The organism is Histophilus somni 2336 (assembly GCF_000019405.1).
GTDB lineage: Bacteria > Pseudomonadota > Gammaproteobacteria > Enterobacterales > Pasteurellaceae > Histophilus > Histophilus somni.
Genome location: NC_010519.1, coordinates 550838 through 565135, shown reverse-complemented (window position 1 = coordinate 565135; position 14298 = coordinate 550838). Strand labels below are relative to the sequence as shown.

Sequence of the window (14298 nt, the reverse complement as noted above, 5' to 3'; positions counted from 1 at the left end):
AATGTGCCATAGGGTAAAATATGCCCATCAAAATCTTTATGGGTATAGCTAGATTAAGAAAGAACGCAATTCGCTATCGTTGAGCCGATGATCGCCTGTATTTAACCGAATAAAAGAGCGGCGATAATCTTGATTTAGATGCACTGGGCGTTGTGTTGTTTCCGCCTTGCGAACATAAACAGCAATCACCGTTTTGCCTTGGATCCCAAATTGTCGGACATCATCGCTATTGAGCAAAGCACAACTAGCTTTTTCCACATTTCAGCATTGTGAGAACAAGAGATCTTGAATTTTTATAGGATTACCCACGCCGGAAATATGCAGATTTGGTTTTTCGGCAACCCCGAGCAAAATAAAGCCCCCCCGATTGGTTGGCAAATGCAGAGTAGCTTTCCCATACCGCTTTGGGTACATCGTTTTTTGCTTCTTTATACTCCAAATAAAGCTTTTCTTGGCATAGATTGCCACTGATTAGCATCTGTTCAATATCATTCCAATTTAACATTGCTTATCGCCCCCTTGATCAATCTCCAATCTAGCCGAAAATGCCGATTTCAATACCGCCTGTTTTAACAATTCGGCTTGTTTAAGTTGTTTGCTTAATGTGGTGGCAAGTTGGTCGTAGGCAGAAAGTTTGCTTTCCAAAATACGGACAATTTCGGTTTGTTCGGTTAAGCAGGGAAAAGGAAAAACAATATTTCCCACTAAACTTAAATTTAAATTTGGTTGAACTCCACCAGATGATTGTCGGCGTAAATCTGCATAATTTTTAAACATATAGAATTTCAAAAATTGTCTGCTGATTGGAAAATTTTCATAAAGAACAATTCCTGCAATCGCTTGATTGGTTGTTGCTTCAATTAATAATTCAGAACATTTTCCACGAGTTTTGCCTTCTCCATACATTGCAATAAGTAAAGTATGCTTTGGCAATAATTTTAAATTGGTTTCTTTTAAAGCCAAATCTGTAACAAAATTATCAGCACATTCTACAAATGCATTATTTAAGCTACCACTTGTAACCCAAGGAATTGAACCATTTATATAATAATTAGGATTACTTTTTAATGGTGTCGCACCTGTAAAAATATTAGCCACTTGATTGATTTTGATTGTTCCCCACCCACTTGGCAAATCTTCCAAACTTTCTTCAAATTGAACCGCTTGTGTTTGGGCTTTTGGTTTACTCGGTTTTTTCCCAATTTTCCTTGTTTGTTCCCATTTTTCAACCGCACTTTGCCAATCGGCAAGCTGTTTGGCGTGGTGAGCTTCCCTTGCTTGTTGAATTTGGGCGAGTAATTCGCTTGATGACGGCAAATTATCAGCATTTTGTTCACGCCAATCTTTAGTCAGTTCGCCATTAAAGGCATTTTTGAGCAAGGATTGGCGGTATTGTTTTAACTGCTTTTGTGCCGTTTTCAATCTATCTATCCCTGCATCAATGTCGGCAAATAGGGTTTCTATTTTATTGACGATGGCTTGTTGAGTTGGCAATGGAGGAACCGGGATTTCTAGTTTTTTTAGTCCAACTTGTGTAATTTGTGGTTGTGCAGAACCTGAAATAATAAAACTTAAATTAATTGATTTTAAATAAAAATACAGAAATTCAATTGTTATTTTTTCAGATAAATTATCCATGCACATTGCATTGCCATTTATGTATGAATATGGCTTGGAAATGTGAATTTCACCACAAGTTGCTCCACGACAAGTTAGTAGAACAGTAGCATTTTCGTGATTATATTTATGGTAATAGCCAATAACACCATTTGCACCATAAACAGGGTAACCTGTATCTGTTAAATCTTTTACTGCAATAGTTTTCCATTGTTTGGGTTTACAAATTTCAAATAAATTATATTTCTTCCACCCTTGCGGTAATGTGTTGTTTGCGGTCATTGTATGCTTGCTCATCGTTGGGTTATTTCGCTTTTTTAAGTTCAATTTCTAGGGTTTGCAATTCTTGCCAGTCCTGACTGTCTGCATTGATAAGTTTTTGGGCTTGTCGCTTAGCGTGAAATTGCTCGTATCGCTCGTGAGCTATGGTTTGGGCTTGGGCGTTGGTGCGACTGCCTTGATTGTCCAAAATGGCAAATCCGTTAAATTCAAGTAAATTATCCACATTGTTCCGCCAAAATGACAAGGTTAAATCTTGGCGATTTTTGACACGCAATTCGGCACTTTCAAGAAAAATTGTTACCAAACGGTTTAGGCTGTCCAATTCGTCTGCCGTTAGATAATTTTTGGCAATCACAACATCGCCTTTGCGAACCACTTTGCCTTTCCAAGCAGTCAAACCCATATTCGGTAAATCGGCATCGGCTCGGCTTAAAATCAGCTCAGCGGCGGTGTGGTGCGTAACGGCAAAGAGCAGTTTGTTTTGTGTTTCGGCAAAGAACATCTGCGTGGCTTTGTCTGTTTTGTCATAATCGCTGGACAGGCTGAACAGTTCACGCACTTTTTGATAGAACCGCATTTCGCTGGCACGAATTTCACGAATATCGGCTAATAATTCATCAAAATAATCAAGGCGACCTTGTGGATTTTTCAGCCGTTCTTTATCAATCAAAAAACCTTTTTCTAGATAAGTTTGCAGTGTGCTGTTTACCCATTTGCGAAATTGTACACCACGTGGGCTTCGCACCCGAAAACCGATTGCCAAAATCATCGCCAATGAATAATGTTTGACTTGGTAATTTTTGCCGTCTGACGCAGTTATTAAATAATCCTTAATAACTGAATCCTCATCTAACTCATTGTCTTGTAATATATTTTTAATATGAGTGGTTATGTTTGGTACAGAGGTATCAAAAAGTTCGGCAAGCTGATTTTGGGTGAGCCACGCTTCGCCTTGTTCAACCAATAGGCTGACTTGGGTTTTGCCGTCATCGGTTTGGTAAATAATTAAATCGCTCATTATTTTTGCCCTGTTTTCGGTTACGCTGTCCATCGTTGGTTAATTTCATCAAGCAATGCGTCAAAATCGTCATTTTGGGTAATGCCACAAAGCACATCATAGGCTTGTCCCAATCCACCGTGCTGATTAAACGGTGTGAGTTCAAAGTCATCGCTTTTTATCGAAAATGAAGTGATGATATGTTCTTTTATCATCGCAAGCCACGCCATTTGTTCTTCGGTGAGCTTTTTGTCTGCTCGGGCATTATGCTCAAATGTCCATTTTTGGAAATTTTTACGCACAATATGAGCAAATGGTGTGATTTTGTTATCAATACCCACCACGCGACGAATGAGACCGACTAGTGCAGTGAGTTCATTTTGTTTTTGCTCGCTGACTTGGTCTAGGCGTGCGTAGGCTTGCCAAATGTGGCTGAATGCCAGTTTGGGTTTGGCTTTTTTGATTGCGTTTGCCAACTCTTTTATCATTGCAAGGGTAAATGCTTGGCGTTGATAAGGCTGGTTGTAAAAAATTTGCAGGGCGGTAATGCCGTCCTTATGTTCATTTATCCAATCTGCAAAATTTTGGGTAATCGCTTCGTCATTTTCCGCCCAGCCCACATGGGTAACTTCGTCCAGTTCGTGGTCGATTTTTTGTTCGTGCTGTTTGCGAATTTCATCAAGAGCGGTAATCAGCTCCATGGAAAGTGTTTTAGTAGCGGTGCGAACACGTTGCTTTTGCACTTTTAATAGCGTTTCTTCGGACGGCGTTTCATCAAGGGAAATACCCTCTTGTTCGCAAGCATGCTTGTGAATTTCATCGGCATTGATGGCGTGAAACAAGTCTTTGACCACTTGTGATAAGGCAACACCGCCTAGAATTTCACTGATTTGCTGCTGTTCATCTTGGCTTAATTGTTTGTCCAAACGAGACAAACGACAAGCCAATGAGCTAATACTGTCCATATCAAACGCTCCGCCAAACACCACCGCTCTGCCCAGTTCGGCAAAACTCACGGAACGCTTGGTGTCTAACTGAATACTTGAGGTTTTTAAGGACTTGGTTACACCAATCGCATCAACAATCACATAATGGGTTTTGGCAGACGGTGCGGGCGGACTGACTTTTTGCAAACCGTCTTTATCAAGCGTGCGTGTGCCACGCCCTTTCATTTGCTCAAAATAATTTCGACTTTTCACATCACGCATAAACAGCAAACATTCAAGCGGACGCACATCGGTGCCTGTGGCAATCATATCCACCGTCACGGCTATGCGTGGGTGATAGCTGTTTCTGAAATTGGCAAGAATGGTTTTCGGCTCCTCGCCTTGCTCTACAATATCGCCATTTTCGTCCAAAATATCGTCTTTAGCTTTGTAAGTGATTTTTTTACAAAATTCGTTGCCCTGCCCAAATTCTTCACGCACCATTTTGATAATGTCATCAGCATGACTGTCGTTTTGGGCGAAAATCAGCGTTTTTGGCACTTCTTGACGATTGGGAAATATGATTGGCAAATGATCACGGAAAGTGCGGATAATTGTGCGAATTTGACTAGGATTAACAATATCACGATCAAGCTGTTTGGCAGTGTAGCTTTCGTCTGTGTCCTGCTGTTGCCAACGCTTACGGCGTGTAGTACGTTCACGGTATTCTACCAGTTCCTCGGCTTTGAATTTACCGCCTTGTATGCTGATTTTAGTGTTAATCAAAAACACTTCATTGCCCACATTGACGCCGTCTGCAACCGCCTGTTCGTGACTATATTCACTGACCACATTTTGATTGAAAAAACCAAAAGTGCGGTTATCGGGTGTTGCGGTTAAGCCGATCAAATAGGCATCAAAATAATCCAGCACTTGTCGCCATAAGTTGTAAATAGATCGATGGCATTCATCAATAAAAATAAAATCAAAAAATTCGGGCGGTAAATTGGGTTGATAGGCAACGGATAAAGGTTCTTTTAAACGGTTTTCCCATTCTTCCAATTCAACGCTGTCATCAGGAATAGCTACATCTTCGCCTTTCAATAAAGAATACATACGCTGAATAGTGCAAATGCACACTTCCACACCTTTAGGGATATGTGGTGATTTGATGACTTGGGTGTTGTAAAGTTCGGTGAATTTACGGTTATCGTCCGGCGGAGTAAAAACCAGCATTTCTTGTTCGGCTTGTTCGCCCAAGTTGACGGTGTCCACCAAAAACAAAATCCGCCGTTTGCCTGTGTATTTGAGCAAACGGTACATAATGTTAATCGCAGTATAAGTTTTGCCTGCACCTGTTGCCATTTGAATTAAGGCACGTGGCAAATCTTTAGCAAGCGAAGTTTGTATATTTTCAATGGCGGTCAGTTGGCAATCACGCAAGTTTAACTCACAAGCAGGCAAATTTTGCGGATTGAGTACAGGTAGTGCTTTTAATTTAGCACGCAAGGTGTTTTTGCCTTCAGTTGCCCATTTTTGTAAGGTTTCGGGGCGATGAAAGTTGAATACTTCTCTGGCTCTTGGCGTGGGGTCATTGCAATTAGTAAAGCGTGTGATGGTACCCGTGCTTTCATACAAAAAAGCGATGTCGGCTTGGGCAATGTTTTTGAGTTCGCTTTTGGCATAGCGTGCACTTTGCTCTTCAATGGTGTTGAGTTTGTAGGCGAAATTTTCTTGTTTGGCTTCAATAATGGCAACAGGCTCTCTATCCACAAACAACAGATAATCCACAGGTCCTGTGCCGGTGGGATATTCACGCACGGCAATGCCTAAACCTGCATTAGGATTATAAGCTTTAACTGTTTGAATAAGCCAACCTGCTTGTATGAGTTTTTCGTCAATAATGTCTTTGGTTTGTTGTTCCGGATGTTGATTGATTGTGCTATTTTTTACCATTGTTTCTGCCCTCAATATGCGGGGAGTATTATAGCAAAATTGATGGCGTATTTTGAGGGAATTTGCCGATGATATTAAAGTTGAATACAGTCAGTATATGATAAGCCATCGGCATGAATAATAAAGTATGCGGTATTCAGCATATTCTGTTGTATGATAGCGTGCGGATTTTGTTTAAAGATTTTCATATGAATATAAAAAATCATTCTGTTTCAACTAAAATTGCCAACTATTTATTGCTCATCATTATTTTTGTATCGTTAATTAGCATAATGAGTTTAGCTATTATGCAAAGTAATAAATCTGATGCAGAGTTAATCAATGTTTCCGGCTCATTACGTATGCAAAGTTACCGACTTTTTTATGAAATGGAATATGAACCGGACAATGTAGAGAGGGCATTGCGTCAATATCGTTTAAGTTTGCATTCAGAGCCATTACTCAAAATTAGTCGGCATTTTCTTGTACCTAATGATGTAAGGCAATCCTATCGTAATTTAATCAAGCGTTGGGAGATCATGGAAAAGCATGCAAAAGAAAACAACAAGGATGCTTACCGTGCAGAAATCGCCAGCTATGTCGATCAAGTAGATCAATTTGTAAATACTTTACAGTATTTTGCGGAGCTGAAACTTAAAATCGCCGTACTCAGTATTTTAGTAGCAATGATTGTGATTTTAGCTATGGTATCCTATGTCATTTATTTTACACGCAAAAGAGTTGTTACCCCATTGGAAAAATTAGCGTTGGCAAGTTCTCAAGTTCAAATTGGACAATTTAACCATATTCCGTTAGACACCAAAAGTGATGATGAAATTGGTCGATTAGCTTTAGTTTTTACCCAAATGGCAGCCGAGTTAAAAAAACTTTATGCCACGTTGGAGGAAAAAGTGAATGAGAAAACACAAAAGTTAAGTCAAGCTAACCGCTCTTTAACCATGCTTTATCATTGTTCTCAACTTGTTACTACAAAAGCCATTGAACCTAAACTATTTCAACAAATGCTAAAACAAGTGATGATTAATGAACATTTGCGGTATTTAGAATTAATTGTTCATGGTGCAGAGCATTGGCATATTTCTTTAGGAACAAAACAAGACCCCGTTGATTTACAAAGTATGGATTTAGAAATCGAAAATAATCAACTTGGGATTATGCGTTGGCAAGCCGGCTTACCTTGTCCGGATTTACGCACAATGCACAATGTCTCGCAAATGCTCAGTCGCACGCTGTATTTTTACCAAATGCAACGACAACAACAGCATTTATTACTCATGGAAGAGCGGTCAATTATTGCAAGAGAATTACATGATTCTTTGGCTCAAGTATTGTCTTATTTGAAAATTCAACTCACTTTATTAAAACATACCCTACAACAAGAAACTCAAGATGCCAAAGCCAAAAGCCAAGAAATTATTCAAGATTTTGAGCAAGCAGTTACCGCCGGTTATCTACAGTTGCGTGAACTTCTCGCCACATTCCGCTTAACCATACAAGAGGCAAATTTACAGGTTGCTTTAGAACAAGTGATAGATTCATTACGCAATCAAACCTCAATGCGAATGCGAGTGGATTGTTCTTTGCCTTCACAAACATTTAACGCCCAACAACTAGTTCATGCGTTACAAATTGTGCGAGAGGCGACATTAAATGCGATTAAACATTCACAAGGCACAGAAATTGAAGTGCTGGCTTATACTAATGATGACGGTGAATATGAATTGGCTGTGCGTGATAATGGCATTGGTATTCCAAGTTTAAAGGAACCAACCGGGCATTATGGATTAAATATTATGTTAGAACGCAGTAACCAATTAAATGCACGTTTGTCTATTCAAAATCATTCGACAGGCGGTACCGAAGTGAAATTAACTTTACCGAATACATTTTAAGGAATATTAATGGAAAATTTACAAGACTTTCATACATTTCATCTTCCGTCTAAAGCAAAAAAAATTATAAAAATCACCGCACTTTCCGAGTTAATTGAGCAATGGAAATTAGCGAAAAAGAACGCTTTGCCGATCTTATTTTTGGGACAAGGAAGTAACGTTTTATTTGTGGACGATTTTAAAGGCATTGTATTTATTAATCAGCTTATGGGGATTGAACATAAGCAAGATGCAAACTTTCATTATTTACATGTTAATGGCGGAGAAAATTGGCATAATTTAGTGCAATGGTCCTTAACACAAGGCATTTATGGTTTAGAAAACCTCGCTTTGATTCCGGGTTGTGCAGGATCGGCACCCATTCAAAATATCGGTGCTTATGGCGTAGAATTTAAAGATGTTTGTGATTATGTGGACGTATTGGATTTACAAAAAAATACAATATTTCGTTTAAGCAATGAAGAATGTGCGTTTGCTTATCGAGAAAGTATTTTTAAAAGGCAATACAGAGAAGGGTATTTTATTACCGCAGTTGGTCTAAAATTAGCAAAAAATTGGCAACCGGTATTAAAATACGGCACATTAACTGAATTCGATACACATCAAGTCAACGCACAAGAAATTTTTGCTGAAATTTGTCATATTCGCCAAAGCAAATTACCCAATCCCGATGAGTTTGGTAATAGCGGTAGTTTTTTTAAAAATCCGATTATTTCAGCACAAGCATTTTCGCTTTTACAACAAGATTACCCAACTATACCTTTTTTTCCACAGCCGGACGGCACAATTAAGTTAGCAGCAGGTTGGTTAATTGACCAAGCTGGACTTAAAGGCTATCAAATCGGCGGTGCCGCTGTTCATCAGCAACAAGCACTCGTCATTATTAATAAAGATAATGCAAGTAGTGCGGATGTGGTTAAATTAGCACAGCATATTCACCAAACGGTAATACTAAAATTTAACGTCTATTTACGACCGGAAGTACGCTTTATTGGGGAAAACGGTGAAGTGGATAGTACTGCTTATATTTCATAATAATGGAGAAATAAAATGGATTTCCAAACAATTTTAACGAGCTTACCCAGTATTGAACACTTGTCCGGTTTAGATATATTAGCAAACGATCAAGTCGTGCATCATATTCCTGCCGAGCAGGGAAAATTAGGTTCTTTGCGTGTTTATAATGCGTTGGCTCAAAAATTTAACGGTAAATTAGACCGCACTTGTGCGGAAAAAGGCGTGCAACTATTTGCCGAACATGTTTTAGATGCTAAAGAAAATCCGGGGAAGCACCCAAATATTGATTTATTATTACAAGTAATTGAACAAAATGTAGAATATGTTCTTGTGCCAATTTTAAAATAACACGAAAACTTTTTAATGTATTTATGGTCTAACTATTAGAATTTAAGATATTAATTGATTAAAACAATTAAAAGTCTTAAAGTATAGAGAAAATAAGTCTTTTATAAACAAAAAGGAATAGAATGAATAAAGAAACACAAGCAATGATGTTAGTTCCGCAAGGTAGTATCGAAGGTTATATCCACGCAGCCTATGATTACCCAATGTTGACTGCAGAAGAAGAAAAGGAATTGGCGGAACGTTTGTACTATCACCAAGATTTAGATGCGGCAAAAACATTGATTTTGTCCCATTTACGTTTTGTTATTCATGTCGCACGTGGATATTCCGGTTATGGTTTACCGCAAGCCGATCTTATTCAAGAGGGTAATATCGGCTTGATGAAAGCGGTGAAACGTTTTAATCCTGAAGTTGGTGTTCGTCTGGTTTCTTTTGCAGTACATTGGATTAAGGCTGAAATCCATGAATATGTATTACGTAATTGGCGTATTGTTAAAGTCGCAACAACTAAAGCACAACGTAAATTATTCTTTAATCTACGTAAAACTAAACAACGCTTAGGTTGGTTCAGTGATAAAGAAGTTGATATGGTTGCAAATGAATTGGGCGTTTCCAAAGAAGATGTCCTTGAGATGGAAAGCCGAATGACAGGATCTGACGTCGGTTTTGATTTACCTGTTGATGATGACGAAAGTTACGCACCAGCACTCTATTTAGAAGATAAAAGCTCAAATTTTGCGGCTGAGCTAGAAAACGAAAATTTTGAGACACAAGCAGCAGATCAGGTTGCCAACGCCTTAGCTGAACTGGATGAACGTAGTCGAGATATTATTAAATCACGCTGGTTAGATGATGAAAAAGCAACACTACATGATCTTGCAGCAAAATATAACATTTCTGCTGAACGTGTACGTCAGCTTGAAACAAATGCGTTGAAAAAACTGAAAAGTGCGGTGAGTTTTTAAGCATTACTCGAACATTGTGGAAATGCCTGCTTTTGAAATATATCAAAGACAGGCATTTTTATTTTGCTTGAACATTGAATTTGCTCAACATTGAATCCCAAAAATTTTTAAGCCAAATCAAATATCAAAAACTCAATATCATTTTCCGTCTCAATCTTCGCTAAACGTTCTTGGTTAATTGCCACACCATCACTTGTTGAAACTGTTTGACCATTGATAAAGAAAGTGCCTTTAACAACTTGTATCCAATAAGAGCGGTTACTATCCAACGTAATATCAGTTTGAGTACCTGCTCTTAATTGATAACGCCATAATTTCATATCTTGATAAATTTTGAATGCCCCATTTTCCGCATGAGGTGACAAAATCAAAGTTGCACCTTCGTGATGAGCAAACGCTTTTTGTTCATAACGTGGAGCAATATTTAACTCATTCGGCTGAATCCAAATTTGGTAAAAATGTAAATTTTCTGTACTGCTTGGATTAAATTCTGAATGCGTTATGCCCGTACCCGCAGACATAATTTGACATTCACCTGCTGAAATTGTTTGCACATTTCCCATACTATCTTGATGTGCAATCGTTCCCTCCAAAACATAAGAAAGAATTTCCATATTTTTATGTGGGTGTGTACCAAAACCGAACCCTGCTTTGACTCGATCTTCATTAATGACCCGCAATGATGAAAATCCCATAAATTTAGGATCATAGTAGCCGGCGAATGAAAAAGTATGGTAACTGTCTAGCCAGCCATGATTGGCATGACCACGTTCATTGGCTTTTCTAATATAAAACATTTATTTTCCTCGACGTAATATGGGGTGTTCATTATTTGAACATTTTCCTATTCTGAACACGTTCTCAACAAGTTACAATTCTTGACCGTTACATATTGCCTTAACTCGTGCTACGGGCAACATGATCCTTTTTCGATTCCTCATTTGTTCAATCATCTTATAGATAATTGAAAAATCAGCGTTTCTGCTTGACAGCTAAAAGTAAACGTTGCATTAAGCTGATAATTGCCGTTTACTTCCTTAATCTCGCTACGAATGTCACAAGATTCCGTTTCCGCTTTTCTGGCTTTTTCCGTTAAATATGCCAATGCCTCTTGAGCTGTTGTTTCATTTTCATAGACTTGAGAAAAGTCTACGCTGAGTTCCGAATTATCTATAATCGTTCCCACATCTGCACAACAACAAGCCTTAGTTTCCTCCGGAGTACATTTCAATACATTTTCTGACATCGTTATTTCCTTGATTTAAAATTAAAAAATTGGTGGAATTTTAACATTATTTTAATTTTGCTCCAACTTCCAAACCAATTTGGACCGCTCTTTTTGTCATAAAATGTAACAGGTTAAAAAAAATAAACCCTCTTTAACTGATCTGACCTCTTACCTAATGGCGTAAACTTATTTGCTCATGTCATAACCATGTTTTAGAATTCGATGGACTTTTAACAACTAAGATTATCTATATTGCTTATGAAAAAAATGAAATTCACAAAAAACTTTTTTACGCCAACGCTTATTGCGTCAGCACTAGCATTATCCACAACTTATGCCAATGCGGCGGCATTCCAACTTGCTGAAGTTTCCAGTTCTGGTTTGGGACGTGCTTATGCGGGGGAAGCGGCAATTGCCGATAATGCTGCTGTTGTGGCGACCAACCCTGCGTTAATGAGTTTATTTAATACAAAACAATTCTCCATGGGGGGGGGTTTATGTGCAGTCTAAGATTAATCTGAATGGTAATGTGAGTGTTTCTGCCGGAAAAGCTTTACAAGGTCAGGGAGCAAGCGGACAACCAATAACCGAAGAAGCCACACAAAAGAATATTGTTCCCGGTGCTTTGATTCCTAATATGTATTTTGTTGCACCCATTAATGATAAATTTGCTGTCGGTGCGGCGATGAATGTGAACTTTGGATTAAAAAGCCAATATAAAAGCAATTACGAAGCCGGTGTTTTTGGCGGAACTACCGAGCTAAATTCCATTAATTTAAATTTAAGCGGTTCATATCGTATCAGCAAAGGCTTAAGCATTGGTGTGGGATTAAATGCGGTTTATGCCAAAGCGAAAATTGAGCGTCGTGCCGGTATTTTAGATAAGGGAGTTAATAAACTTGCTTCTCTTCCTAAACTGAAAAAGATTTTCTCACCACTAGCCTCTATGGTTGATGCAAATTCCCCTATAGTGCAATTACAAGATAACAATGCATGGGGATTGGGTTGGAATATCGGTGCAGTTTATGAATTTAATCAGGGTAACCGTATCGGTATTGCCTATCATTCCAAGGTAGATATTAATTTTAAAGATAGCGATGCATTACGTTATAGACTTGCTGGATCTGGAAGTATTGAACCTTATAGAAATAGAGGTAAATTAACGTTACATTTACCGGACTATCTTGAAATTTCCGGTTTCCACCAATTAACGGAAAAATTCGCTATGCACTATAGCTATAAATATACTAAATGGAGCCGTTTACAAAGTTTGCATGCCGTTTATGATAACGGTCAGGTCGCTTTTCATAAAGATGAAAACTTTGATGACAGTTCTCGTGTAGCTCTAGGGGCGACTTATAATGTCAATGATAAATTAACCTTGCGTGCGGGTATTGCTTATGATGAATCCGCCGAACATCCGAGTGCTTCAATCCCCGATACCGACCGCACTTGGTATAGCTTGGGGGCAACCTATCATTTCACGCCAAATCTTTCGGTTGACGTAGGTTTTGCTCATTTACGTGGTAAAAAACGGCAATTTAAAGAGGGATATGAAATTGGAAATACTGTATCTTATCCGGGTAATAGAGGTCAGGTTACAAATGTACAGTTAGCCGTAGTAAGTGCGGACTACCAATCAACGGCACGTGCCAATTTGTACGGTTTAAATCTTAGCTACCGTTTCTAACGGCTATTCGTTATAATCAGGCGTATTTTGTTAATACGCCTTTTTTCTTTTATGCAACCTACTTTTTATTGTTATTATCATTCGCCAATTGGACGATTGCTGATGTTGTCGCAAAATAATCAGCTGACAAATCTTGATTTTGAATTAGAACAAATTGAGCCAAATTCACGTTGGATTTTTAATCAAAATCTACCGCTCTTTTTGCAGGTAACATCGGCATTGGATCGTTATTTTAAAGGGGAAGCGGAAGATTTTTCCGATCTTTCTTTACATCCGCAAGGCACAAAATTTCAACAAAAAATATGGCAGGCTTTACGCCGAATTCCATATGGGCAGTCCGCCAGTTACAGCGAATTGGCAGGTTTCATTGATCATCCGAAAGCCGTAAGAGCAGTGGGCGGTGCCGTAGGACGTAATCCAATTAGCATTATTATTCCTTGCCATCGTATTTTAGGAAAACAAAAGCAACTTACCGGTTTTGGCGGAGGCTTGCCGGCAAAACGCTATTTATTGCAATTGGAAAAAATTGATTATATTGATCGAGGCATTGAATACGTGAAACCAAAGTTATTACAAAAATATCATCAATCATGACCGCACTTACTCCCCCTCAACACGAAGCTGAACTGTTACAACGTGCAAAATCTATTGCAGGTTTAACCTTTGCTGAATTAGCAGAAGAGTTAAATTTGGTTGTGCCTCCTGATTTGAAGCGAGATAAAGGCTGGGTCGGAATGCTTATTGAAACCGCACTGGGTGCAACTGCCGGAAGCAAAGCGGAACAAGATTTTAGCCATTTAGGTATTGAGCTAAAAACAATTCCTGTTAATCAACAAGGTTATCCTCTAGAAACTACTTTTGTGAGTTTAGCACCTTTAGCCCAAAATAGCGGTGTAACGTGGCACTCTTCTCATGTCAGATATAAATTATCCAAAGTGCTTTGGATTCCTATTGAGGGTGAACGTCAAATTCCGCTTGCTGAACGCCATGTCGGTGTACCAATTTTGTGGCAGCCATCAAGTTCTCAAGAACAACGTCTGCGTCAAGATTGGGAAGAATTGATGGATTATATTGTGCTGGGTAAGCTCACAGAAATTACAGCCCGTATTGGTGAGGTCCTGCAACTCCGTCCCAAAGGGGCAAATAGTCGAGCGTTAACCAAAGGAATCGGTAAAAATGGCGAAATAATCGATACTTTGCCTTTAGGATTTTATTTGCGGAAAGAATTTACCGCCGAAATTTTGCATGATTTTCTAATGGATTAAATCATTTTCAGGAAAATTCGTTAGATAATCATTTCTGCGTTTTTAGACGAGGAAAAGTGCGGTTATTTTTCAACCCGCTTTTGCTGAATAAAAGATAAAATTTCTTTACAAAATT

13 protein-coding genes and 1 pseudogene are annotated in these 14298 nt (G+C 38.6%); 7 read left to right on the top strand and 7 right to left on the bottom strand.

Annotation, left to right across the window (positions count from 1 at the left end; genetic code table 11):
* Positions 1-48: 48 nt before the first annotated feature.
* From HSM_RS11080 to HSM_RS02470, 5 genes are read right to left on the bottom strand one after another with little or no spacing between them, the layout of a single operon-like run.
* Positions 49-258: a hypothetical protein gene (locus tag HSM_RS11080; RefSeq protein WP_012341325.1), complete on the bottom strand. Its 210-nt coding sequence runs from the start codon at positions 256-258 to the stop codon at positions 49-51.
* 43 nt (positions 259-301) lie between these two features.
* Complete coding sequence (locus HSM_RS11075; RefSeq protein ID WP_012341324.1) at positions 302-505, bottom strand: hypothetical protein; 204 nt, start codon at positions 503-505, stop codon at positions 302-304.
* Complete coding sequence (locus HSM_RS02480) at positions 499-1899, bottom strand: restriction endonuclease subunit S (RefSeq protein WP_041605002.1); 1401 nt, start codon at positions 1897-1899, stop codon at positions 499-501. Before HSM_RS02480 ends, HSM_RS11075 begins: the two co-directional genes overlap by 7 nt.
* Before the next feature lie 22 nt (positions 1900-1921).
* Entirely contained in the window at positions 1922-2917 is a 996-nt protein-coding gene (locus HSM_RS02475; RefSeq protein WP_012341322.1) for a virulence RhuM family protein, read from the bottom strand.
* Between the two features lie 20 nt (positions 2918-2937).
* Entirely contained in the window at positions 2938-5778 is a 2841-nt protein-coding gene (locus HSM_RS02470; protein ID WP_012341321.1) for a type I restriction endonuclease subunit R, read from the bottom strand.
* 188 nt (positions 5779-5966) lie between these two features.
* Here HSM_RS02470 and narQ point away from each other — a divergent pair, with 188 nt between their 5' ends.
* From narQ to rpoH, 4 genes are all read left to right on the top strand, one after another.
* On the top strand, positions 5967-7670 hold the full coding sequence (gene narQ, locus HSM_RS02465; protein WP_041605000.1) for a nitrate/nitrite two-component system sensor histidine kinase NarQ: 1704 nt from the start codon (positions 5967-5969) through the stop codon (positions 7668-7670).
* Between the two features lie 9 nt (positions 7671-7679).
* The gene (murB, locus tag HSM_RS02460; RefSeq protein WP_012341319.1) at positions 7680-8705 is read left to right on the top strand and encodes a UDP-N-acetylmuramate dehydrogenase; all 1026 of its coding nucleotides are present in this window, start codon (positions 7680-7682) and stop codon (positions 8703-8705) included.
* 15 nt (positions 8706-8720) lie between these two features.
* Positions 8721-9035 carry a DUF2322 family protein gene (locus HSM_RS02455; protein ID WP_011609690.1) on the top strand — a complete coding sequence of 105 codons (315 nt, stop codon included), beginning with the start codon at positions 8721-8723 and terminating at the stop codon, positions 9033-9035.
* 122 nt (positions 9036-9157) lie between these two features.
* Complete coding sequence (gene rpoH, locus HSM_RS02450) at positions 9158-10000, top strand: RNA polymerase sigma factor RpoH (RefSeq protein WP_012341318.1); 843 nt, start codon at positions 9158-9160, stop codon at positions 9998-10000.
* A 107-nt stretch (positions 10001-10107) separates the two neighbouring features.
* On the opposite strand, the gene HSM_RS02445 is transcribed toward rpoH, so the two are convergent.
* Both HSM_RS02445 and HSM_RS02440 read right to left on the bottom strand, forming a co-directional pair.
* Positions 10108-10797: a pirin family protein gene (locus HSM_RS02445; RefSeq protein ID WP_012341316.1), complete on the bottom strand. Its 690-nt coding sequence runs from the start codon at positions 10795-10797 to the stop codon at positions 10108-10110.
* A gap of 152 nt (positions 10798-10949) precedes the next feature.
* A complete protein-coding gene (locus HSM_RS02440; RefSeq protein ID WP_011609693.1) occupies positions 10950-11246 on the bottom strand; it encodes a YfcZ/YiiS family protein in 297 nt (98 codons plus the stop codon).
* Between the two features lie 249 nt (positions 11247-11495).
* Between HSM_RS02440 and HSM_RS02435 the strand changes: the two are divergent.
* From HSM_RS02435 to mutH, 3 genes and pseudogenes are all read left to right on the top strand, one after another.
* Positions 11496-12918: pseudogene (locus HSM_RS02435) on the top strand (porin).
* Between the two features lie 51 nt (positions 12919-12969).
* Positions 12970-13512, top strand: a complete 543-nt coding sequence (locus HSM_RS02430) for a methylated-DNA--[protein]-cysteine S-methyltransferase (protein ID WP_012341313.1) — start codon at positions 12970-12972, stop codon at positions 13510-13512.
* A complete protein-coding gene (mutH, locus tag HSM_RS02425; protein ID WP_012341312.1) occupies positions 13509-14183 on the top strand; it encodes a DNA mismatch repair endonuclease MutH in 675 nt (224 codons plus the stop codon). Before HSM_RS02430 ends, mutH begins: the two co-directional genes overlap by 4 nt.
* Positions 14184-14298 lie beyond the last annotated feature (115 nt).